The 20,299-nt window shown below is 74.2% G+C and carries 25 protein-coding genes, 1 tRNA gene and 5 pseudogenes; 14 read left to right on the top strand and 17 right to left on the bottom strand.

The genetic code is table 11. The features are described 5' to 3' along the window. The first annotated feature begins 16 nt into the window (after positions 1–16). Positions 17–430, top strand: a complete 414-nt coding sequence (locus G5V59_RS10845) for a TRIC cation channel family protein (RefSeq protein WP_278259780.1) — start codon at positions 17–19, stop codon at positions 428–430. A gap of 136 nt (positions 431–566) precedes the next feature. Continuing rightward, positions 567–642, top strand: a tRNA-Met gene (locus tag G5V59_RS10840). Between the two features lie 81 nt (positions 643–723). On the opposite strand, the gene G5V59_RS10835 is transcribed toward G5V59_RS10840, so the two are convergent. From G5V59_RS10835 to G5V59_RS10825, 3 genes and pseudogenes are all read right to left on the bottom strand, one after another. Next, positions 724–1,305 carry a suppressor of fused domain protein gene (locus tag G5V59_RS10835; RefSeq protein ID WP_278256444.1) on the bottom strand — a complete coding sequence of 194 codons (582 nt, stop codon included), beginning with the start codon at positions 1,303–1,305 and terminating at the stop codon, positions 724–726. Positions 1,306–1,525: 220 nt separating this feature from the next. Continuing rightward, positions 1,526–2,206 (bottom strand): LysR substrate-binding domain-containing protein, encoded by a 681-nt coding sequence (locus G5V59_RS10830; RefSeq protein WP_278259779.1) that lies wholly within the window; start codon positions 2,204–2,206, stop codon positions 1,526–1,528. Between the two features lie 127 nt (positions 2,207–2,333). Next, positions 2,334–2,462 (bottom strand): annotated as a pseudogene (locus G5V59_RS10825) (LysR family transcriptional regulator); the annotation flags it as partial. 80 nt (positions 2,463–2,542) lie between these two features. Between G5V59_RS10825 and G5V59_RS10820 the strand changes: the two are divergent. Beyond that, positions 2,543–3,487: a Glu/Leu/Phe/Val dehydrogenase dimerization domain-containing protein gene (locus G5V59_RS10820; RefSeq protein WP_278256443.1), complete on the top strand. Its 945-nt coding sequence runs from the start codon at positions 2,543–2,545 to the stop codon at positions 3,485–3,487. Continuing rightward, positions 3,379–3,705, top strand: a complete 327-nt coding sequence (locus tag G5V59_RS10815; RefSeq protein WP_278259778.1) for a hypothetical protein — start codon at positions 3,379–3,381, stop codon at positions 3,703–3,705. The genes G5V59_RS10820 and G5V59_RS10815 overlap by 109 nt, the downstream gene beginning before the upstream one ends. Before the next feature lie 21 nt (positions 3,706–3,726). On the opposite strand, the gene G5V59_RS10810 is transcribed toward G5V59_RS10815, so the two are convergent. Next, complete coding sequence (locus G5V59_RS10810; protein WP_278256442.1) at positions 3,727–4,449, bottom strand: hypothetical protein; 723 nt, start codon at positions 4,447–4,449, stop codon at positions 3,727–3,729. Further along, a complete protein-coding gene (locus G5V59_RS10805; protein ID WP_278256441.1) occupies positions 4,446–4,985 on the bottom strand; it encodes a hypothetical protein in 540 nt (179 codons plus the stop codon). The genes G5V59_RS10810 and G5V59_RS10805 overlap by 4 nt, the downstream gene beginning before the upstream one ends. Before the next feature lie 54 nt (positions 4,986–5,039). Here G5V59_RS10805 and G5V59_RS10800 point away from each other — a divergent pair, with 54 nt between their 5' ends. Continuing rightward, a complete protein-coding gene (locus G5V59_RS10800) occupies positions 5,040–5,951 on the top strand; it encodes a LysR substrate-binding domain-containing protein (protein ID WP_278256440.1) in 912 nt (303 codons plus the stop codon). Here G5V59_RS10800 and G5V59_RS10795 read toward each other — a convergent pair. From G5V59_RS10795 to G5V59_RS10765, 7 genes and pseudogenes are all read right to left on the bottom strand, one after another. After that, the gene (locus tag G5V59_RS10795) at positions 5,903–6,526 is read right to left on the bottom strand and encodes a lysoplasmalogenase (RefSeq protein WP_278256439.1); all 624 of its coding nucleotides are present in this window, start codon (positions 6,524–6,526) and stop codon (positions 5,903–5,905) included. The genes G5V59_RS10800 and G5V59_RS10795 overlap by 49 nt on opposite strands. A gap of 70 nt (positions 6,527–6,596) precedes the next feature. Further along, positions 6,597–6,986: an HNH endonuclease gene (locus G5V59_RS10790; protein WP_278259777.1), complete on the bottom strand. Its 390-nt coding sequence runs from the start codon at positions 6,984–6,986 to the stop codon at positions 6,597–6,599. Between the two features lie 267 nt (positions 6,987–7,253). After that, positions 7,254–8,099: a glycoside hydrolase family 6 protein gene (locus G5V59_RS10785; protein ID WP_278256438.1), complete on the bottom strand. Its 846-nt coding sequence runs from the start codon at positions 8,097–8,099 to the stop codon at positions 7,254–7,256. Between the two features lie 348 nt (positions 8,100–8,447). Continuing rightward, positions 8,448–9,665 (bottom strand): trypsin-like peptidase domain-containing protein, encoded by a 1,218-nt coding sequence (locus G5V59_RS10780; protein ID WP_278259776.1) that lies wholly within the window; start codon positions 9,663–9,665, stop codon positions 8,448–8,450. Positions 9,666–9,730: 65 nt separating this feature from the next. Beyond that, entirely contained in the window at positions 9,731–9,919 is a 189-nt protein-coding gene (locus tag G5V59_RS10775; protein ID WP_278259775.1) for a hypothetical protein, read from the bottom strand. A 112-nt stretch (positions 9,920–10,031) separates the two neighbouring features. Beyond that, positions 10,032–10,277, bottom strand: a pseudogene (locus G5V59_RS10770) (IclR family transcriptional regulator C-terminal domain-containing protein); the annotation flags it as partial. Positions 10,278–10,414: 137 nt separating this feature from the next. Continuing rightward, positions 10,415–11,794 carry an MFS transporter gene (locus G5V59_RS10765; protein ID WP_278256437.1) on the bottom strand — a complete coding sequence of 460 codons (1,380 nt, stop codon included), beginning with the start codon at positions 11,792–11,794 and terminating at the stop codon, positions 10,415–10,417. 103 nt (positions 11,795–11,897) lie between these two features. Here G5V59_RS10765 and G5V59_RS10760 point away from each other — a divergent pair, with 103 nt between their 5' ends. From G5V59_RS10760 to G5V59_RS10720, 8 genes and pseudogenes are all read left to right on the top strand, one after another. Then, positions 11,898–12,182 (top strand): hypothetical protein, encoded by a 285-nt coding sequence (locus G5V59_RS10760; RefSeq protein WP_278256436.1) that lies wholly within the window; start codon positions 11,898–11,900, stop codon positions 12,180–12,182. Next, complete coding sequence (locus G5V59_RS10755) at positions 12,179–12,685, top strand: hypothetical protein (protein WP_278256435.1); 507 nt, start codon at positions 12,179–12,181, stop codon at positions 12,683–12,685. The genes G5V59_RS10760 and G5V59_RS10755 overlap by 4 nt, the downstream gene beginning before the upstream one ends. 203 nt (positions 12,686–12,888) lie before the next feature. Then, a complete protein-coding gene (locus tag G5V59_RS36430) occupies positions 12,889–13,194 on the top strand; it encodes a hypothetical protein (RefSeq protein WP_341350910.1) in 306 nt (101 codons plus the stop codon). A 65-nt stretch (positions 13,195–13,259) separates the two neighbouring features. Beyond that, entirely contained in the window at positions 13,260–15,164 is a 1,905-nt protein-coding gene (locus tag G5V59_RS36425; protein WP_341351183.1) for an alpha/beta fold hydrolase, read from the top strand. Positions 15,165–15,197: 33 nt separating this feature from the next. Then, positions 15,198–15,608: a carboxymuconolactone decarboxylase family protein gene (locus tag G5V59_RS10735; RefSeq protein ID WP_341350909.1), complete on the top strand. Its 411-nt coding sequence runs from the start codon at positions 15,198–15,200 to the stop codon at positions 15,606–15,608. Beyond that, positions 15,536–15,754 (top strand): annotated as a pseudogene (locus G5V59_RS36420) (FAD-dependent monooxygenase); the annotation flags it as partial. The gene G5V59_RS10735 and the pseudogene G5V59_RS36420, both read left to right, overlap by 73 nt. Positions 15,755–15,785: 31 nt before the next feature. After that, a complete protein-coding gene (locus G5V59_RS10725; protein ID WP_341351182.1) occupies positions 15,786–16,190 on the top strand; it encodes an FAD-dependent monooxygenase in 405 nt (134 codons plus the stop codon). Continuing rightward, a pseudogene (locus G5V59_RS10720) lies at positions 16,154–16,525 on the top strand (FAD-dependent monooxygenase); the annotation flags it as partial. The gene G5V59_RS10725 and the pseudogene G5V59_RS10720, both read left to right, overlap by 37 nt. Positions 16,526–16,539: 14 nt before the next feature. Here G5V59_RS10720 and G5V59_RS10715 read toward each other — a convergent pair. The 4 genes and pseudogenes from G5V59_RS10715 to G5V59_RS36415 all read right to left on the bottom strand — a co-directional run. Next, positions 16,540–17,553, bottom strand: coding sequence for a 2-hydroxyacid dehydrogenase (locus G5V59_RS10715; RefSeq protein WP_278256432.1), 1,014 nt, complete (start codon positions 17,551–17,553; stop codon positions 16,540–16,542). 129 nt (positions 17,554–17,682) lie between these two features. Further along, on the bottom strand, positions 17,683–18,126 hold the full coding sequence (locus tag G5V59_RS10710) for a hypothetical protein (protein ID WP_278256431.1): 444 nt from the start codon (positions 18,124–18,126) through the stop codon (positions 17,683–17,685). Positions 18,127–18,294: 168 nt separating this feature from the next. Beyond that, positions 18,295–18,729 (bottom strand): hypothetical protein, encoded by a 435-nt coding sequence (locus G5V59_RS10700; protein ID WP_278259771.1) that lies wholly within the window; start codon positions 18,727–18,729, stop codon positions 18,295–18,297. Between the two features lie 211 nt (positions 18,730–18,940). Then, a pseudogene (locus G5V59_RS36415) lies at positions 18,941–19,030 on the bottom strand (hypothetical protein); the annotation flags it as partial. Between the two features lie 51 nt (positions 19,031–19,081). Between G5V59_RS36415 and G5V59_RS10695 the strand changes: the two are divergent. Then, positions 19,082–19,924 (top strand): LysR substrate-binding domain-containing protein, encoded by an 843-nt coding sequence (locus tag G5V59_RS10695; protein ID WP_278256429.1) that lies wholly within the window; start codon positions 19,082–19,084, stop codon positions 19,922–19,924. Positions 19,925–20,033: 109 nt separating this feature from the next. Here the strand turns inward: G5V59_RS10695 and G5V59_RS10690 are convergent, their stop codons facing one another. Next, the gene (locus tag G5V59_RS10690) at positions 20,034–20,237 is read right to left on the bottom strand and encodes a hypothetical protein (RefSeq protein ID WP_278259770.1); all 204 of its coding nucleotides are present in this window, start codon (positions 20,235–20,237) and stop codon (positions 20,034–20,036) included. Positions 20,238–20,299 lie beyond the last annotated feature (62 nt).

The following is a 20,299-nucleotide window of genomic DNA, read 5'->3' as shown; positions in this document are numbered from 1 at the left end:
GGTGGTGGTGCTCGCCATGGCCACCGGGCTCGGCGGGGGAGTGATCCGCGACGTGGTGATCGGCGCCGTGCCGCCGCCCGCCGTCCAGGACTGGCGCTACCTCGTCGTACCGGTCGTGGGGGGCCTGGTCACCTTCTGGCTGCACCCGGCCGTCGGTCGCCTGGAGCGGATCGTCAACGTCTTCGACGCCTTCGGCCTCGGCCTCTTCTGCGTCGCCGGCGCCCTCAAGGCCCACGACCTCGGCCTCGGCCCGGTCCCCGGCGCCGCGCTCGGGATGGTCACCGGGGTCGGCGGCGGCATCATCCGCGACCTCCTCGCCGGCCGGGTGCCGGTCATCTTCCGCAAGGGCGAGCCTGTACGCCATCCCCGCCCTCGCCGGGGCGGCCGTCGCCGCGACGGGGGTCGAGACTCGGCGTACCGGCGGCGGTGATCGTCGGCCCGGCCGCCGCGGTCACCATCGCCTGGCGCCTCCTTGCCCTCTCGCGCGGCTGGACCGCCCCGCTGCCCCGCACGTAGACCCCGATTTGGTGGCCTTCGGCCCCATGTCGTAACGTTGGGTTCACCGACGCGGGGTGGAGCAGACTCGGTAGGCTCGCTGGGCTCATAACCCAGAGGTCGCAGGTTCAAATCCTGCCCCCGCTACAAAGAACAGGGCCTGGTTCGTGGAGACACGAACCAGGCCCTGTTGCTTTCCCCCGGGCCACCGTGGCGACGGAGTCTCAGTCAGGCGGCCCCAGCACCGAGCCGCGCCGCGGGTCCAGCAGACTCGCTGACACCGTGCTCGTCGAGACCGTCGAGGAGCACGTCGGCGCCGTGCTCGATCTTCGCCACGAGCTCGTCGGGCAGCAGCGGGAGGACTGCGAGCAGCGTGATCTCCCGGCCGTCCTCGGTGCGCAGCGTGCCGAACTCCGGTGGGAAGCGCAGGGGCGGGGCCAGCATCACGCCGCAGAAGCCGGTGTCGTCGGCGTACGGCTTCGCCGGGTCGCCGTTCGGCACGGAGTGCCACGCGCCCAGCCAGGTGTCGTACTCGTGCGGAAGGCGGGCGAGGACCTTGAGCGTCCGGATCGGCCAGTAGTGACGCTCGTCCTGCCAGGAGGCCTGGTCGATCGGCCAGTCCGCAGGCAGCAGGATCATCACCTCGGCACGGTCCGGGACCTGGCCGACGAGGTCGGGCGGCACCGTCATGGGCCGGTCGCTCATGCCCGAGGTGACGAGCGCGTGGTACGGGCGCTGCGCCGTCGCCGGCACCAGGTGCACGTCGATGTGGACCAGGTCGGAGACGAGCTCGTGGAAGACGGTCGCCACCGGTCCGATGTGCGCCTCCAGGTGAGCGTCGATCGCCTCGATCGTCTCGCTGCACCCGCCCCCGACCAGGCTCCGGACCGCTCTCGCGTGCCGGATGGCGCAGGACGTTGCCGCCCTGGTCCTTCTTCTTCCTGATGCGCATGCGTGGGCCGCCGCCTTCCGAGCAGGTGTCGTCGACACGTGGACGTGCTGCGAGCCAGGGTGCCAGACGGCGGTGACGTCAGGGGGTTGCCGGCCGAACGCCGCGCAGGTGGCGCCCCTGTGCCCGGCTGGCGCGCACCAGCGCGTCGAGCACGGGCGGGAGCAGCGGGTTCGGGTCGTCGGTACGACGCAGCACGTGCACCTGCCGGCCCGCGTCCACCGCGCTGAGGGGGAGCGGGCGGACGCCCTGGTCGCTGGTGTGGGAGAGGGCGGGGACCAGGGCGACGCAGACGCCGGCCGCGACGATGCCGCGCAGCACGGTGTAGTCGTTGCTGCGGTAGTCGACGCGGGGTGCGAAGCCGCGTGCGGCGCAGAGCCGGTCGAGGGTGCGCGACCCGGCGGTGCCCTCCAGGCTGCTGGCCCAGCGCTCGCCGGCGAGACTCGGCGAGGTCGACCGACGGTGCGTCGGCGAGGCGGTGGCCGCGGGGGAGCAGGACGAGCAGGCTCCTCGCGCAGCAGGCCGGTGCGGGTGAGCTGGCCGGGCCACGGGGTGGGGACGGCGTCGTACTCGTAGACGAGGGCGAGGTCGAGCGCGCCGCCGAGCAGCCGGGGGACCAGGTCGGCGGGCTCGGCCTCGTCGAGGAGCACCTCGACACGGGCGCGAGAGCGGGCGAGCCGGGCCAGGGCCTGCGGCAGGAGGCTCGCGCTGGCACTGGGGAAGGCTGCCGATCCGGACCGCGCCCTGCCCGCCCGCCGCCATCACCCGCACCTCGCGCTCGAGCAGGTCGAGGCTGGTCGAGCAGCGAGCCGGCGCGCCGGGCCAGCGCCTCCGCGGCCGGGGTGGGCTGGACCGAGCGCGGCCCGCGCTCGAGCAGGGTCAGGCCGGTGGCGCGCTCGAGCGCGGCCATCTGCTGGGAGACCGCCGAGGCGGTGAACCGGAGGCGGGCGCCGGCGCCGGCGAGCGAGCCCGTGGCCAGGACGGCCCGGAGGGTGCGGAGGTGGGTCGGTTGGAGCACCAGGAGAACTTAGCCCAGCCACAGCGTTGTCTGTTGCTCGCGCCCTGGGGCGGTCCTGGCGACGAAGCGAGGATGGGCGGGTGACCAACGACCTCCTCGACCACAGCCCGCTCGACCTGATGGACCAGTGGGGGCCGGAGAAGGTCGTCTGCGTCTCCGACAGTCGTACCGGCATGCGCGGCGTGCTCGTCATCGACAACACCGCGCGGGGCATGGGCAAGGGCGGCACGCGGATGGCGCCGACGGTCACCGTCCGCGAGATCGCCCGCCTGGCGCGGGTGATGACGCTCAAGTGGGCGGCCGTCGACATGTTCTACGGCGGCGCGAAGGCCGGCATCGTCGCCGACCCGGCCGCGCCCGACAAGGAGGCGGTGCTGCGCGCCTTCGCCCGTGCGCTCAGCAACGAGGTGCCCGCGGAGTACGTCTTCGGCCTCGACATGGGCCTCACCGAGGACGACGGCGCCATCCTGCTCGACGAGCCGGCCGCGGTACGGCGGTCGGCACCCCGCACAGCCTCGGCGGCATGCCCTACGACCGAACTCGGCGTGACCGGCTTCGGCGTCGCCGAGTCGGTGTCCGCGGCGGCGCAGTGGTGCGGCGACGACCTGCGCGGTGCCCGGGTGGTGGTCCAGGGCTTCGGTGCCGTCGGCGTGGCGGCCGCGGAGCGGCTGAGCGCCCTCGGGGCGTCGGTCGTCGCCATCAGCACCGGCACGGGTGCCCTGCACGACCCGACCGGCCTGGACGTGGCGGAGCCTGGTGGCGCTGCGGCGTACCCACGGAGACGACCTGGTGCGCCACCACGACGCGACGCCGGTCCCGCTGGGCGGCGAGTCTGGGCTCGACTGCGACGTCCTCGTCCCGGCCGCGACCCAGGACGTCATCGACGAGGAGGCTCGCCGGCCGGGTCAAGGCGCGGATCCTCGTCGAGGGCGCGAACCTGCCCACCTCACCGGCGGCGCAGCAGGTGCTGCGCGAGCGGGGCGTGGTCGTGGTGCCGGACTTCATCGCGAACGCCGGTGGTGTGATCGCGGCGGGCTTCGCGATGGACGCCCGCCTCTCCGCCTTCCGGCCCGACCCGGCGCCGGTGCTCGACACCGTCGCGACCCGGCTGCGGGCGAACACCGCGACGGTCCTGGACAGCGCTCGGGACCGGGAGGAGACCTCGCACCGCAGTGCCCGCCGGCTCGCCGAGGAGCGGGTCCGCGGCGCGATGGCCGCGCGCCGTCGGCTGCCCGTCGGCTGAGCGGCCGTCGGGCTCAGCCCGTCAGCCCGTCAACGCCGGGATCCGGCGCAGCCCGTGCGCCAGGATCCCCACCCCCGCGAACAGTGCGAGGGCGAGGAGCGCCGGCCCGGTCCAGCCGTACGCCGACCACGCGCCGCTGCCGAGGTTGCCGAACACCGACGACCCGACGTAGTAGGAGAACAGGTAGAACGCCGCGGCCTGGCTCGCGCTGGCGCCGGCCGCGTGCGCCCGCACCGCCACCCAGCCGCTGGCGATGCCGTGCACGACGAAGAACCCGGCGGTCAGCAGGCCCAGCCCGACGACGATGACCGGCAGCGACGAGGAGAGCGTCAGTGCGACCCCGGCGAGCGCGGCGAGGCAGCCGATCGGCAGCACGGTACGACGCCCGACCCGGTCCGCCCACGCGCCGGAGACCGTCGCGCTGATCGTGCCGAGCGGGTAGACGAGGTAGAGCAGGCTGATGGCGCCGAGGCTGAGGTGGTGCGGCGCGGCGGTCAGCCGGAAGCCGAGCGCGTTGAAGACCACGACGAGCGCCCCGACGGAGAGACCGCCGAGCACGTAGAGCCGGCGCAGCGCGGGATCGGCGAGCGCCGCCCGCGACATCGCACCGAGCGCGAGGTCGTCGCGGCGCCGTGCGGTGAAGTGCTGTGACGGCGGGAGCGCCAGGGTGACGGCGACGGCGCACACCACGGCGAGCCCCGCCGCGGCGGCCAGCCCCCAGCGCCAGTCGAGCAGATCGGTCACCGGAGCGGTGAGCAGGCGGCCGACCATGCCGCCGAGCGCGGTGCCGCCGATGTAGAGCCCGGCGGCACGGGCCTGGGCGGAGGCGTGCAGGCTCCTCGCGCAGGTACGCCGTGGCGACGGCCGGCAGCCCCGCGAGCACCACGCCCTGGACGAAGCGCAGCACCAGCAGGGCGTGCCACGACCAGGCGAACGGGCACAGCAGGGCCACCAGGCTGGCGAGCCACACCGCGCCGACGATCATCCGGGTCCGGCCGAGCACCTCGGACGCAGGCCCGGCGACGAGCAGCCCGACCGCGAGCCCGGCCGTCGTCAGGGACATCGACAGCGTGGCCTGGGTGGGGGAGACGTGGAAGTCGGTGGAGAACGCCGGCAGGAGCGCCTGGATGTCGTAGAGCAGGACGAAGGTGACCATGCCGGCACAGACCATCGCGGTCATGATCCGGCGGTACCCGAGGGAGCCCCGCTGGTGGCCGTCGAGGGCAGCGGGCGGGGCGGCGAACACAGTCACCGGACCAGCGTGCGTCGCCGAACGTCATACGTCCAATGTCTGCTTCGGCGCTTCATCATGCGTGATGCGTATGATGATCGCCATGCGTGTCCGCGACCTCGAGTGGCTCGTCGCCCTGGCCGAGCACCGGCACGTCACGGACACCGCCGCCGTGCTCGGCGTCAGCCAGCCGACGCTCTCCCGGGCGCTGTCCCGGGTCGAGGCCGAGCCTGGGCGTGCGGCTGTTCGAGCGCGTGCCGGAGGGCCTGGTGACCTCGCCGCACGGGGCGTACGTCGTCGAGGCGAGCCGGGACCTGGTGGCGCGCTACCGGCGAACCACCGCCGAGGTCGCAGCCCGCCTCGACCCCGACCGTGGCGTGGTCCGTCTCGCGTTCCTCGACTCGATGGCGACCTCGCTCGTGCCCAAGCTGCTGCGCGGCTTCCACCAGGAGGCGCCGGGGGTGCGGGTCGAGCCTGTCCCAGGAGCCGGGGCACCGGATCCGCGACGACTTCGCCGCCGGAGCCGTCGACCTCGCGGTCACCTCGGGCCGGCCGGGCGAGCACTTCGGGTGGTTGCCGCTGCAGCACGAGCGGCTCGTCCTCGTCGTCCCGCCCTCGCACCGGCTGCGTCACCGCAAGCGGATCGGCCTTGTCGAGTCTCGCGGGGGAGGAGATGGTGATGACGCCGCTGGGCTTCGGCTTCCGCTCCCTCGTGGACGGGCTGCTCGCCGATGCCGGGGTCGCGGTGAAGGTGTCCTTCGAGAGCGTGGACCTCGCCACGATCGAGGGCCTGGTCGCGGCGGGCCTGGGCGTCGCGATCGTCCCGGAGGCCTTCGCCGGTCTCTCGGGGACGGTCGGCATCGCGCTCGCCAGCCGGGGTGCGCGTCGTACCGTCGGGCTGACCTGGCGCACCGACCGCGAGCCTGGAGCCCGCGGCCGCGCGCTTCCGGGACTTCGTCGCCGCGTTCAGCCGAGCGCCGCTCCCCGGCTGATCAGGTACTGCCCGGCTGTGTAGGTCGCCATCACCCCCGACTCCACCCACGGCGCCGGTGCTCGCAGCAGGAAGGTGCGTGCCCCGAGCAGCGAGTCCGACAGCAGGAACAACCCGGCGCCGGTCGCGGTGCGCACCCGCGCCCGCCGGGGGACGTCGTTCCCGAGCCGCGTGGCGGCGGCGGTCATCGTGGCGAGCAGCCCGGAGTAGGCCAGCACGGTGGGGCCGAGTGCCCGCTCCTGGCGAGCCGCCGCGATCGCCACGACCGGCGCGGTGGCCGCCCAGACGCCGGCGATCGCCCGCACCGCCGGGCTGCTCCGGGCCGGCGTACGACGCTCGCGGAGCCGGTGCAGTCCGTGCAGGTAGGCGAGGTGGCCGATCCCGAAGGACCCGGCGCCGGCCGCGAACCGGCCCGTGCCCTCGCCGAGCAGCAGCACGTCCCCACCCCAGCCGGCGACCTCGCCGGCCAGCGTCGAGGCGCGCAGCGGCGAGCCCGCCGCCCGCGGGTCGGTGGCCAGCGAGGCGGCGAGCAGGGGCATCAGCAGCGGCTTGGTCACCCGGCGCGCGCCGTGCGCCCAGATCCGGGACGACCCGGCCACCACGGTGTCGGTCGCCGCGAGGGCGCCGTAGGCGAGCCTGGAGCCGGTTCGTCGTCCGCATCCCGCCAATCTAGGCCCACCGTGCCCGGCTAGGCTCGCCGCCAGCCTGTGCCCGGGTCGGGGCGTAGGGCACCACGAGCAGTCGCATGCCGGCCTCGACGGGGGTGCGGTCGGCCTTGCGGCCGTTGCACGTGTGGCACGCGGCCACGGTGTTCAGCCAGGTCCAGCCGCCACCGCGGCTCTGCGGGAGCAGGTGGTCGACGGTGGAGGCGTGCCGGTGGCAGTAGGCGCACCGGTGGCGGTCGCGCTTGAGGACCCCCGAGCGGGAGTACGCCGCCGGGCGGTACATCCACTTCGCCGCGACGTACCGGACCAGGCGGATGACGCGCGGCCACGGGTGCGGCCCGATCATCCGGTCGTCGTGCGCCTCCTCGACGGTGGCGACCTCGCGGAAGAGCATCCGCACCGCGTGCTGGAAGCTCGACCGTGCCGAGCGGCTCGTAGGAGGCGTTGAGCAGCATCACGGCGGTCATGGCGCCGCCACCTCCTTTCCGCGAGGGACTGGTCGTGGTCCTCCTCGATCGTGGGCGAAGCGTGGGCAGCCGGTGTTTCCGGCGGGCCACGAGGGCGTGAAATGCAGAAGACCACTGGGCGGTGGCCCCTGGCAGGACGGTACGCCTGGCGACGGGTCACCGCCCAGCGGTTTTCGATCAGGTGCGCCGCGGACTCACCGGGCGAAGCGGGTGTACGTCGCCATCCGGACGGTGCGGACCTCGGTCCGGGAGTCGCTGCCGCCCTGCTGCATCCAGCGCCAGCCGCGGCCGAACCAGAGCAGGGCGTCGACGTAGACCTGGGCCTGGCGGCGCAGGGCCGGGCTGGCGGTGCCGAGGCCGAGCTTGGCCGCCTCGGCGTCGACCGGGTTCCAGGTGGGCTTGTGGCCGATGGTCTGGCAGACCTGCTCGGTGCGGGAGAAGCAGGTGGGGGTGTTGTCGAACTGGTAGTACTCGTTGCCCGTGGCCCGGAACCGGGCGCCCCAGCGGGCGTTCCACTGGGCCCAGGTGAAGGGCGTGCCGTTGTCGGCGGTGTCGATGACCGCGCGCTTGCCGGGGATCCCGGTCCTGGTCAGGGCCGCGCTCACCTTGGCGGCGAAGGCGACATTGCTCGCGACCGCGTCGTAGTGGGTGGCGCCGAGGGCGAACCCGCGGGTGTACTGGACGCCGCTGGCGCGCAGCAACCGGACCGCCTCGTCGACGGTGAGCCAGTCGGCCGAGCCGGCGTCGAGGTAGACCGTGGTGCGTGGAAGGCGGGAGAGGTACGCCGCGGCCCAGCGGGCCATCGCCGTGCGGGTGCCGGGCGTCGGGTCGGGCATGGTGCGCCCGTCGGCGCCGTGGTTGGCGGAGATCGCCAGGTCCGGCTCCAGGACGACGACCGCGCGGGCAGTGCCGATGCCGGCGCCGATCTGCTTGATCCAGGCCTGGTAGCGCGCCATCGACCAGGACATCGCGGGCCGCTTGCCGCCCACCACCTCGCCGTCGGGCCACAGCCCGAAGACGGCGAGCCTGGACCAGGGCATCGGGGTCGCTGCGGCGCGCGTCGGCGACGTAGGCCGCCACGGAGCGCTGCGCCGTCGTGGGGTTGCAGGTGCCGCAGTTGGCGAACCAGCGGGCCTTCGGCGTGAGCGCGACCCGGCCCAGCAGGTACTTGCGGGTCGGGTCGGTCGCGGCGAGGTAGTTGAGCAGGCTCCGGGTTGGCCTTGGTCCGGATCAGGGAGTAGCGCCAGGTCCCGCTGTTCGCGAGCGGGTTCGCCGGGTTGAGCGGGTCCGCGCCGGCGGGACCGGTGAGGAGCCCGAGCGCGCCGAGCAGGAGGCAGAGGAACGTGAGACGACGCATTGGCTCCTGATCGGCACGCCCGGTGTGCGGCTTAGGAGACCGGTGCCTCGCCCAGGGTCGCCGTCGCGGTGTGCGACCGGCCGTCGGTGCCGGTCCAGGTCAGGCTGACCCGGTCGCCGGCGTCCTTCGCGGCGATCGCCTTCTGCAGCGCCTCGGCGGTCGGCACGGCGACGCCGTCCACCTTGGTGATGGTGTCGCCGACGGCGACCCCGCGTCCGCGGCGGCGGAGCCCTCCATCAGCCTGCGCCACGAGCGGCGTCGTCGCCGACGGGTCGAGCCCCACGCCGAGGTAGCCGTGGTAGCCCGAACCGACGTTGCCGCTCTCGTCTCCGTCCTCGATCTTGCGCACGACCGACTCGACGGTGGCGATCGGGATCGCGTAGCCGACGACCTGGCGGCTGCCGGAGGACGCGGCGACGTTCATCCCGACGACCTGGCCGTCGCTGTCGAGCACCGCGCCACCGGAGTCGCCGGGCACGACGTAGGCGTCCATCTGGATCAGGTCGGTGAGCTCCGTGCCGCCGCTGCCGTCGGTGGACTCGACGGTGATGTCCTGACCGAGCGCGGAGACGGTGCCGGGGGAGGCGGTCAGCGAGCCGCCGTCGCCGCCCGCGTCACCCACGGCGGTGATCTCGTCGCCGACCTGCGCGGCGTCGCCGGACAGGTCGGCCGGGGTGAGCCCGCTGGCGTCCTCGAGTTGCAGGACGGCGACGTCGGTGACGGCGTCGCCGCCGACGTACCGGGCGGTGTAGGTCCTGCCCGTGGAGACGTCGGTGACCTTGATGGCGGTGGCGCCCTCGACGACGTGGTGGTTGGTCACGACCTCCCCGTCGGAGGTGAGGACCAGGCCGGTGCCGGCGCCGGTCCCGTCGGTGAGGGTGGAGGTGATCTGGACGATGCCTGCCGACTGCTCCGCGGTGGCGTCGCTCGCGGTCTCGGCCGAGGTGGACCCGAGCCCCTGGTCCGGTACGACGAAGCCCTGGCCTCGCTGCGCGTAGGGCGACGTCGGCGCGACGCCGGTGCCGTCCTGCGCGGTCGTGGAGGGCCCCTGCTCCGTCGTACCGGCGCTGGGGGTGGGCCCGTCGTCGAGCAGCCGGGTCGCGACGGCGGCGCCCGCAGCGCCGGTGCCGACGAGCAGCACGGACGCGGCCACGCCTGCTGCCACGAGACGACGGGTACGGCGCGCCGGGACGGGCGGCGGTGGGGGCGGCAGGTAGGGCGGCGGCGGGGGAGGAGTCAGGCTGCTCATGCCGTCGAGCGTGCGTCGCGATCCTGTGCGTTCGTTGTGGAAGGGCCAAGGAGTGGCCACGAAGCTCAGGCGAGCGTGCGGCCGATGCCCTGGGCCGCCACCTGCAGGGCGCTGAGCAGGCGGGCGCGCTCCCGCTTGAGGTTCGGGACGACGATCCCGAGCGCGGCGAGCACCGGCCGGTCGAGCGGGTCGCCGTCGCCGGCCGGGCCCCGGCCGCGGACCGGGACCGCGATCGAGCACGCGCCGAGGGTCATCTCCTCGACGGTGGTGGCGTAGCCCTCCTCGCGGACCTTCTCGAGTCTGGTCGAGCAGACGCCCCGGCTGCGTGATCGTGTACGCCGTCTGCCGGGTCAGCCGGGCCAGGGCCCGCTCCCGCACGTCGTCCGGTGCGTGGGCGAGGAGCACCTTGCCGACCCCGGTGGCGTGCAGCGGCAGCCGGGAGCCGGCGCGGCTGACGACGGGGACCGAGACGCGCCCGGAGAGCCGTTCGACGTACAGCACCTCGATGTCGTCGCGCACCGCCAGGTGCACGGTTGCGCGGGTGGCGGCGTGGAGGTCGTTGAGGAAGGGCGACGCCGCCTGCTGCAGGCCGGCCTGCACCGGCGCGAGCATGCCGACGTCCCACAGCCGCCGGCCGATCACGAAGTGACCGGTCGGGGTGCGGGACAGCGCGCCCCAGGCGACCAGGCTCGCCGGCCAGCCGGTGGCAGGTCGGCAGCGGCAGGCTCCGCACGGCCGGCGAGACTCGGTCAGGCTGAGCCGGCGGTGGCGGTCGTCGAAGGCCGCCAGGATCGCGAGGGCCCGGCTGGTGACGGTCGCGCCGGGGCGGGACACGTTGCCGGACATGCTCGACAGTGTCCCACTCCGGCCGCGTCGGTCAGTGCGTCTCGGGCGCGGTGTGCACGTGCGCGGGGACGGTGGCCAGGGCGGCGACCGCCAGCACCGCGGCGACCGCGAAGGCGTAGAAGCCCCACGGGTAGGCGATCCCGGCCGTGACGAGGGCGCCGCCGAGCGAGGGCCCGACGATCGCGCCGACCCGGCCGATGCCCGCGGACATGCCGAGCGCGGTGCCGCGGATCTCCGGCGGGTAGAGGTGGCCGACGAAGGCGTAGACGAGCACCTGCGCGCTGAACACGAAGATGCCGGTGAGCATCACGGCGGCGTAGACGAGCAGCGAGGAGTCGAGCCGGATCGACAGCACGGCCAAGAAGGCGGCCGCGAGGCCGAACCAGGCCAGCACCGTGGGCTTGTTGCCGCGCGAGTCGGAGATGACGCCGGCCGCGAGCAGGCCGATCACGGCGCCGACGTTGAGCACCAGGAGCAGGCCGGTGCCGGCCTTGATGGAGTAGCCCGCCTCGCCCATGATCTTCGGCAGCCAGGTGTTGAGCCCGTAGACGAGCAGCAGGCCCATGAAGGAGGCGACCCACAGGCCGAGGCTGACCCGCAGGTAGCGGCCGCGGACCACGTCCGCGCTGCGCGGGGCCGTGGCGGCCTGCGTCGTACCGGCGGCGCGGAGGTAGGCCTCGGACTCGGGCAGACTTCGCCCACATCACCGGCAAGGTGAGCAGCCCGGCGACACCGCCGACCACGAACATCGCCTCCCAGCCGAAGGCGTCGATCACCCACAGGCCCAGCAGGGCGGTGAGCACCGCGCCGACGTGGTAGCCGGTCATCATCCGGGTCACCGCGGATCCACCGCGCCCGGCGCTGGCGTGCTCGCTCATGTAGGCCAGGGCGGTGGGCAGGCACGCACCGAGGCCCAGGCCGGCGAGGAAGCGCAGGATGGTGAACTGGGTGACGTCCTGCGCGAACGCCACCGCCACGGTGAGCACGGAGAAGATCGCGATGCTCGCGATCAGGCTGGTACGACGCCCGAACCGGTCGGTCAGGGGACCGATCGCCACGGCGCCGATGCCCACGCCGACCAGGCCGATCGTGGAGGCGGTGGTGAGCGAGGCGTCGGTGAAGCCGAGCGCGCCGGTCTTGGAGAGGGTGGGGATGACCGCGCCGAGGACGACCAGGTCGAAGCCGTCGAGCGCGACCGCCATCCAGCACAGCGCGACCGGCCAGAAGCCGCCGCTGGCGGGCGTCGTGCGGCCGGGAGCCGCGGGAGCGGAGGTGAGGTTCATGGCCGGACCGTGACACGCGTCACCCGCCGTCGACCACACGCGACTTCCGTTCAGTGGAAGTGCGATGAGGCGGCGGTCACAACCCCCGGCGTACCTTGCCGGCATGGCCCCGACCACTCCCGGCGTTCCCCGGCTCAGCACGCAGACCGAGGTGAGCGACGAGATCGCCGCCCTCGCCAAGGCGTACGACGCGGCCGGCGTCGTCGAGCGCTCCCCGCGCCTCGACTACCCGCCGTACCGGAGCTCCGTGCTCCGGCACCCCACCGAGGACCCGCGGCACGCGGACCCGGAGGGCATCGAGTCTGGTGGCGCCGGTCTTCGGCCACTCCGACGTGCACCCGCTGGAGGCGGACCTCACCATCCAGGGCAGCGGCGAGCCCATCGGTGAGCGCACCGTGCTCACCGGCCGGGTGCTCGACGGCGCGGGCCGCCCGGTGCGCCACCAGGCTCGTCGAGATCTGGCAGGCCAACGCCGGTGGGCGCTACGTCCACAAGCGCGACCAGCACCCCGCCGCGCTCGACCCCAACTTCACCGGGACCGGTCGCTGCCTCACCGACGACGACGGCTGGTACCGCTTCACCACGATCAAGCCGGGCCCCTACCCGTGGGGCAACCACCGCAACGCCTGGCGCCCGGCGCACGTGCACTTCTCGCTGTTCGGCACCGAGTTCACCCAGCGGCTGATCACCCAGATGTACTTCCCCGGCGACCCGCTCTTCGCGCTCGACCCGATCTTCCAGGCGATCACCGACCCGGCCGCCCGGGACCGGCTCGTCGCGACGTACGACCACGACGTGACCACGCACGAGTGGTCGACCGCCTACCGGTGGGACATCGTGCTGACCGGCACGCACTCCACCCCGATGGAGCAGGAGGGCCACGATGACTGAGTCCCTGGTGCCGACGCCGGGCCAGACCGTCGGCCCGTTCTTCCACTTCGCGCTGCCCTTCGAGCGCGGCCACCAGCCTGGTCCCGCCCGGTACGACGGGCGCGCTCCGCCTCCACGGCACGGTCCACGACGGCGCGGGCGAGCCGGTCGCCGACGCCCTCGTCGAGATCCGGCAGGCCGGTCCCGACGGCCACCTGCCGCGCGTGGAGGGCTCGTTGTGCCGCGAGCACACGGCCTTCACCGGCTGGGGCCGCGCGGCCACCGACGCCGCCGGACGCTACTCGTTCACGACCGTCGAGCCCGGCGGCGACCGGCCCTTCTTCTCGGTGCTCGTGCTGGCCCGCGGACTGCTCGACCGGCTCTTCACCCGGGCCTACCTGCCGGAGGTGGACCAGGACGACCCGACGCTCGCCGTGGTCCGCGAGACCGACGGCAGCCTGCGCTTCGACATCCACCTGCAGGGACCGCGGGAGACCACCTTCCTCACCTTCCCGGGGCACCGGCGGTGAGCCTGCTGACGCCGGGCGCGCACCGCAGTGCCGATGCCTTCGGCGACGACGCCCTCGTCGCGGCGATGGTCGCCGTCGAGGTCGCCTGGCTGCGCGCGCTGGAGGAGGTGGGCGCCGCGGAGCCGGGCGACGCCGACCGGCTCGCCGCGGCGGAGCCCGACCTGTCCGGCCTCCTCGCGGCGACCGAGGACGCCGGCAACCCGGTCGTGCCGCTCGTGGCCCGGCTCCGTACGGCGGTCGGTGACGACGGGCTCGCCGCCAGGGTCCACCGCGGCCTCACCAGCCAGGACGTCCTCGACACCGCGTTGGTGCTGCTCTCCCAGGACGCCCTGGGCCGGGTGCACGCCGACCTGAGCGCCGCCACGGAGGCGCTCGCCGCGCACGCGGACCGGCACCGCGGCACGGTCATGGCCGGCCGGACGCTCACCCAGCACGCGGTGCCCGTGACCTTCGGGCTCAAGGCCGCACAGTGGCTCGCCGGGGTGCTCGACGCGCGCGACGCGGTCGAGGAGGCCCTGGCCGCGCTGCCCGTGCAGTGCGGCGGCGCCGCCGGGACGTTGGCGCTGGTGGGGGAGCCTGGGCGCCGAGCCGGTCGCGGCCGCCGAGGCGTTCGCCCGCGCGTGCGGGCTGGCGTGGCCGGGACTGCCGTGGCACACGAACCGCTCGCCCGTCGTACGGATCGGTGGGGCGGTGGCCGGCGCGGTCGCCGCCGTCGGCGTGATCGGCACCGACGTGGCGCTGCTGGCGCGGCCCGAGATCGCCGAGCCTGCGCGAGGCCTCCGTCCCCGGCCGGGGCGGGTCCTCGACCATGCCGCACAAGCAGAACCCCGTGCTCAGCATCCTGGTGCGCAGCGCGGCGCTGCAGGCACCGCTGCTCCAGGCCCAGCCTGCAGTCTCGCCGCCGGGCAGGCCGCCGACGAGCGGCCCGACGGTGCCTGGCACAGCGAGTGGCCCGCACTGGTGCGTCTCCTGGACCTCGCGGTGGTCGCCACCGCGCAGGCGGCCGAGTCTGGTCGCCGGCCTGCAGGTCGACGCCGGCGCGATGGCCCGCCGGGTGGACGCGGCGTCGGCCGACCTGCTGGCCGAGCGTGGCGGCGGCGGCGCCCCGCGCGACTACCTCGGCGTTGCCGATGCCTTCGTGGACACCGTCCTCGCGCGGGTGCGCCGTGGTTGAGCCGACCGCGACCCGCCTCGCCGGCGGCCCGGGCTCGCCCCGTCTGCTCGTCGTCGGCCCCTCGCTCGGCACGTCCGTCGAGGCGCTGTGGGACCGCGCGGCGGCCCTGCTCGCGGCCGAGGGCTACGAGGTCGTCGGCTGGGACCTGCCCGGGCACGGGCGGAGCACGCCGACGACGGAGGCCTTCACGATCGCCGGCCTCGCGGACGCCGTACGACGCCGGGCGGAGGCTCGTCCGAGCTTCTACGCCGGTGTCTCCCTGGGCGGCGCCGTGGCACTGGAGCCGGCGGTCGACCCCGGGGCGTTCCGGCACTCCGCCTGCCTGGCGAGCGCGATGCGGATCGGCGAGCCGGAGGGCTGGCACGACCGCGCTGCACTCGTGCGCCGCGCCGGCACCCCGGTGATGGTGGCCGGCTCCGCGCAGCGCTGGTTCGCGCCCGGCTTCGTCGAGCGCGAGCCGGCCGTCGCGGCCCGGCTGCTCGACGGGCTCCAGCACACCGACGCCGAGTCCTACGCCCGTGCCTGCGAGGCGCTGGCTGGGTTCGACCTGTCCGGGCGCCTCGCCGAGGCCCGGATCCCGCTGCTCGTCGCGCCGGGCGAGCACGACGAGGTCGTCACCGCCGCGACCGCGGGCGAGACCGCGGCGGCCGCCCCCGGGACCACCCTGCGGGTGCTCGCCGGCTGCGGTCACCTGCCACCCGCCGAGGCACCGGCCGCCGTCGTCGCCGCCCTGCTGGAGGCCCATGCGTCCGTCGTACCCGAGAGCACGCCCGAGAGCCGAGGAGCACTGTCATGAGCGAGATCCACCAGGCCGGGATGAAGGTGCGCCGTGAGGTGCTCGGCGACGCGCACGTCGACCGTGCCGAGGCCGCGACGACGCCGTTCACCAGCGACTTCCAGGAGTCTCATCACCGAGTACGCCTGGGGAAAGGTGTGGACCCGGCCCGGCCTGGACCGGCGCAGCCGGAGCATCGCGACGCTGACGGCCCTGCTCGCCCTGCGGCACTGGGGAGAGTTCGCGATGCACGTGCGCGCGGCCCGCACCAACGGCCTCAGCGACGAGGAGATCGCCGAGGTGATCCTGCAGAGCGCGGTCTACTGCGGCGTACCGGTCGCCAACCACGGCTTCGCCGTGGCGCGCGAGGTGCTGGAGGAGCCTGGACGCCGATGCCTGAGCAGCCCGCACGCACCGTCGAGAGCACCCGCGTCGGCATCGTCGGCGGCGGGCCGGCGGGGCTGATGCTGTCCCACCTGCTTCACGTCGCCGGCATCGAGTCGGTCGTCGTCGAGACGCGCACCCGGCACGAGATCGAGAACACCCACCGCGCCGGCATCCTCGAGCGCGACAGCGTCCGGCTGCTCGTCGACTCCGGCGTCTCGGACCGCGTGCTGCGCGAGGGGCACGAGCACCAGGGGGATCGACCTGCGCTTCGACGGCGTCAGCCACCGCATCGACTTCGCGGCACTGGTGGGGGCCTCGACCTGGCTCTACCCGCAGACCGATGTCTTCGTCGACCTGGCCGACGCGCGGGAGCGGGACGGCGGTGATGTCCGCTTCGCGGTCACCGACACCTCGGTGGTGGACCTGACCAGCGACCGGCCGGCGATGCGCTTCACCGACGCCGCCGGTGTGCCGCGCGAGGTGCGCTGCGAGGTGCTGGTCGGCGCCGACGGCTCGCGCAGCACCACCCGCGGTCACGTCACCGGTCGCGCCGAGGCTCTTCCGGACCTACCCCTTCGCCTGGTTCGGGATCCTCTGCGAGGCACCCCCGAGCGCCGAGGAGCCTGGTCTACGCCCGCTCCGAGCGGGGCTTCGCGCTGATCAGCCAGCGCACCGAGACCGTGCAGCGGATGTACTTCCAGTGCGACCCCGGCACCGACGTCGCGGACTGGTCCGACGACCGGATCTGGGCCGAGCTCCAGGCCCGGGTCGCGGGCGAGGACGGGCTGCGGCTGCAGGAGGGGCCGATCATCTCCCGCACGGTGCTGCCCTTCCGCTCCTTCGTCTGCGAGCCGATGCGGCACGGCAACCTGGTGCTCGCCGGCGACGCCGCGCACACCGTCCCGCCGACGGGGGCCAAGGGGCTCAACCTCGCCCTCGCCGACGTGCGGGTGCTGGCGGAGGTGCTCGAGCGGGTCGTGCTCAAGGGGGACCGCGACGCGCTGGACGACTACACCGCGCTCGCGCTGGAGCGGGTGTGGAAGGCCCAGCACTTCTCGTACTGGATGACCACGCTGCTGCACCGGGTCGAGGACGCCTCGGAGTTCGACGTACGACGCCAGGCTCGGTGAGCCTGTCCTCGATCGTCTCCTCCGCGCACGGCTCCCGGTGGCTGGCCGAGGGCTACACGGGCTGGCCGTCGGCCTGAGCCATCTCCGGCACGGGCGTGCGCAGCCGGCCGGTCTCCAGCCAGAGGTCGAGGTTGTCGAGGGTGAGTCTCACGCATCGCGGCGCGGGTCTCCTCGGTGCCGGAGCCGACGTGGGGGAGCAGCACGACGTTGTCGAGCGCGGTGAGCGCCGCCGGCACCTCCGGCTCGTGCGCGTAGACGTCGAGCCCGGCCGCGCCGAGCCGGCCCTCCTGCAGCGCGGCGACGAGCGCGTCCTCGTCCACCACCGAGCCGCGGGCGACGTTGACGAGCACGCCGTCAGGCCCCAGGGCGTCGAGCACGGCGCGGCCGACCAGGCCGTCGGTGGCGGGACCGCCCGGCACGATCGCGACCAGGTTGTCGACACCGGCCGCGAGGTCCCGCGCGCTCGGGGCGTAGGTGTAGGGGACACCGGGCACCTCGTGCCGGGAGTGGTAGGAGACCGTGCAGCCCAGGGCGAGGAGGATCTCAGCGAGCCGGCGGCCGATCCGTCCCAGGCCGAGGATGCCGACCGTGCTGCCCGCGACCTGCCCGGTGAGGGGGAAGGCCCCGGCCTCGGGCCAGCGACCCTGGCGGACGAAGCGGTCGGCCTCGACCATCCGCCGCCGGGTCGCGATCAGCAGCCCCAGGGCGGTCTCCGCGACCGCGTCGTCGAGCACCCCGGGGGTGTGGCTGACCAGGATGCCGCGCTCCAGGCAGGCAGGGATGTCGATGTTGTCGTAGCCCACGCCGTGGTTGACGATCACACCCAGCCGGGGCAGGGCGGCGATCAGGTCCGCACCCACCTGCCCGGTGTTCGTGCACACGATCGCGACCACGTCCGCGCCGTGCTCGGCGAGGAAGGCGGACCGCCCCTGCGCCGGCAGGTCGAGGGCGTCGTACCGCTCGCCGGCGGCGTCGTGGAGCCTGGGGGCTCAGGGGCGGGACACGGAGGACGGTGGGGCGGCTCACCCCTCCAACATAGAGGCGGCCCGCAGCATCTCCGCACGGGTGGCGACCTTGACCCGGACCCGCTCCTGCGGAGCGCCCAGGGCGATCTCGTGCGCGTCCAGGCGCTCCCACCCGGTGTGGGTGACGACGTCGACGTCGCGCTCGGCGAAGTAGGCGTCCACGTCCTCGGGAGCCCGGGCGCTCGCGGTCCGCTGCGTCTCGGCGAGCAGGTGGCCGACGGTCTCGGCGGCGTCGCTCTTGGTGTGCCCGATCAGGCCGACCGGGCCGCGCTTGATCCAGCCCGTGACGAACGTCCCGGGGAGCGGGTCGCCGTCGAGGTCGAGGACGCGGCCGCCGTCGTTCGGGATGACCGCGGCGCGCTCGTCGAAGGGCAGGCCCGGCAGGGCGCTGCTGCGGTAGCCGATCGCCCGGTAGACCTGCTGCACCTCCCAGTCAGTCACCTCGCCGGTGCCCTCGACGTTGCCGTCGGCGTTCGGCGAGTGGGTGCGCTCGGTGCGCAGGGTGGTGACCCTGCCGGCCTCGTCGGTGACGATCTCGACCGGTGCCTCGGCGAAGTGCAGGTGGATCCGGTGCGGCTTGCCGACGGGGTCCGCGCCGACCCAGCCTGGTCAGCGTGTTGAGCACCATCTTCTGTGCCTTGTGCTGGGCGATGTGCGCCATCCCGTGGGCGTCCACGTCGAAGCCCTCGGGGTGCACGACCACCTCGACGTTCGGCGAGTGGTTGAGTCTCGCGCAGACTCCAGCGGTGAGAACTTCGCGTACGCCGGGCCGCGACGCGCGAACACGTGGACGTCGGTGATCGTCTTGGCCACCAGGCCGGCGTGGACGTGCGGCGGGATGTCGGTCACGAGCATCTCCTCGCCGGTCTTCGCCAGCACCCGGGCGACGTCCAGGGCGACGTTGCCCACGCCCAGCACGGCGACGCTCGTGGCGTCGAGCGGCCACTCCTGCGGCACGTCGGGGTGGGCGTCGTACCAGGACACGAAGTCGGCGGCGCCGAGCGAGTGCTCCTCGCCGGGGATGCCGAGGTCCCGGTCGGTCATCGCGCCGGTCGCGACCACGACGGCGTCGTAGAACTCGCGCAGGTCCTCCAGGCTTCACGTCCACGCCGTACTCCACGTTGCCGAGGAAGCGGACCTCCGGCTTGGCGAGCACGCGCTGCAGTGCCTTGATGATCTCCTTGATCCGCGGGTGGTCCGGCGCGACGCCGTAGCGGACCAGACCGAAGGGCGCGGGCAGGCGCTCGAGGATGTCCACCGACACGGGGGTCTCGGACTTGGTGAGGATGTCGGCGGCGTAGATGCCGGCCGGACCACCGCCCACGATGGCGACGCGAAGAGTCATGCCGACGAGTCTGGCCGGGGCGCCGCCCTCACAGAACGAGGTTGTGGTTGGGTGCTCACAAGGTACGGTTGTGACCATGTTGGGACCGCACGTGCCGGAGCTCCGAGCCCTCGAGCCTGCTCGTCACCGTCGCGCGCACGGGCTCGCTCGGCGCAGCCGCGGCCGAGCCTGGGGATCACCCAGCAGGCGGCATCATCCCGGGTGCGCACGATGGAGGCACTGGTGGGGGAGCCGCTCGTCGCGCGGAGCAAGCGCGGCTCCGAGTCGACCCCGACCGGCGAGCTCGTCGTGCAGTGGGCCGGTCGGGTGCTCGACGCCGCCCAGGAGCTCGACGCCGGCATCACCGCCGTCCGGGCCGATCGCCGGGGGCACCTCGACATCGCCGCCAGCCTCACCATCGCCGAGCACCTGCTGCCGGGCTGGCTGGTCGGACTGCGCGCCCAGCAGGTGCAGCGCGGCCAGCAGCCCACCGACATCACCATGACCGCCACCAACACCCAGCGGGTCACCGCGATGGTCGAGGCGGGCGAGGTGAGCGTCGGCTTCGTCGAGGGTCCCGATGCCCCGCGCGGGCTGCGGCACCGGCTCGTCGGCACCGACGAGCCTGCTCGTGGTCGTCGGCCCCGGGCACCCGTGGGCCCAGCGGTCCCGGCGCCGGGTGAGCGCGTCGACCCTGGCGGCCACCCCGCTCGTCGTGCGGGAGGTGGGGTCGGGGACGCGGACCGTCCTGGAACGCGCGCTCGCCGACCTGCCGATGGCCGCCCCGGTGCTGGAGTCTCTCCAGCACCGCCGCCGTCCGGGCGGCCGTCGCGGCCGGAGCCGGGCCCGCGGCGGTCGGGGCGCACGCCGTACGGGACGACCTGGCGACCGGCCGCCTGGTGCGGGTCACGGTGACCGGGCTGGACCTCACCCGCCGCCTGCACGCGGTGTGGAAGGGCGGCGCGCAACCGCCGGAGGGACCGGCGCGGGAGCCTGGTCGCCTGGGCCGCGCGGCGCTCCTGACTCAGGTGTGCGCGGGGTGCCGCGCGGAGAGCCGGGCGATCGAGTCGTCGGTGCACTCGGCCCAGAAGGAGCCGACGACGTCCTCGACCTGGCTGAACGAGTCGGCGACGTAGAGCACGTCCTGGTAGTCGGTGATGTCGTACTGCATGCTGCCCATCTCGCCGATGTCGAGGGGGCGGATGGTCATCCCGCGGAAGGCCTCGATCTCGCCGGGGGAGGACAGGATGCCGGCGCCGTAGGCCTTGAGACTCGCCGGACTCCCAGAGC

It is taken from the genome of Nocardioides convexus, from assembly GCF_011090295.1.
The sequence above is the reverse complement of the archived record's forward strand: the minus strand, read 5'-3'. Positions and strand labels throughout refer to the sequence as shown.

Excerpts from the sequence above, each read along its gene's own strand:
- G5V59_RS10760 (WP_278256436.1), top strand. The coding sequence starts at position 11,898 with ATGGCCCCGACCACTCCCGGCGTTCCCCGGCTCAGCACGCAGACCGAG.
- G5V59_RS10775 (WP_278259775.1), bottom strand. The coding sequence starts at position 9,919 with ATGACCCTCGGCGCGTGCTCGATCGCGGTCCCGGTCCGCGGCCGGGGC.
- G5V59_RS10830 (WP_278259779.1), bottom strand. The coding sequence starts at position 2,206 with ATGGCGGCGGGCGGGCAGGGCGCGGTCCGGATCGGCAGCCTTCCCCAG.
- G5V59_RS10845 (WP_278259780.1), top strand. The coding sequence starts at position 17 with ATGGCCACCGGGCTCGGCGGGGGAGTGATCCGCGACGTGGTGATCGGC.
- G5V59_RS10790 (WP_278259777.1), bottom strand. The coding sequence starts at position 6,986 with ATGCTCTTCCGCGAGGTCGCCACCGTCGAGGAGGCGCACGACGACCGG.
- G5V59_RS10805 (WP_278256441.1), bottom strand. The coding sequence starts at position 4,985 with ATGACGTTCGGCGACGCACGCTGGTCCGGTGACTGTGTTCGCCGCCCC.
- G5V59_RS10780 (WP_278259776.1), bottom strand. The coding sequence starts at position 9,665 with ATGAGCAGCCTGACTCCTCCCCCGCCGCCGCCCTACCTGCCGCCCCCA.
- G5V59_RS10800 (WP_278256440.1), top strand. The coding sequence starts at position 5,040 with ATGCGTGTCCGCGACCTCGAGTGGCTCGTCGCCCTGGCCGAGCACCGG.
- G5V59_RS10785 (WP_278256438.1), bottom strand. The coding sequence starts at position 8,099 with ATGCCCTGGTCCAGGCTCGCCGTCTTCGGGCTGTGGCCCGACGGCGAG.
- G5V59_RS10765 (WP_278256437.1), bottom strand. The coding sequence starts at position 11,794 with ATGAACCTCACCTCCGCTCCCGCGGCTCCCGGCCGCACGACGCCCGCC.
- G5V59_RS10700 (WP_278259771.1), bottom strand. The coding sequence starts at position 18,729 with ATGACCGACCGGGACCTCGGCATCCCCGGCGAGGAGCACTCGCTCGGC.
- G5V59_RS36425 (WP_341351183.1), top strand. The coding sequence starts at position 13,260 with ATGGTCGCCGTCGAGGTCGCCTGGCTGCGCGCGCTGGAGGAGGTGGGC.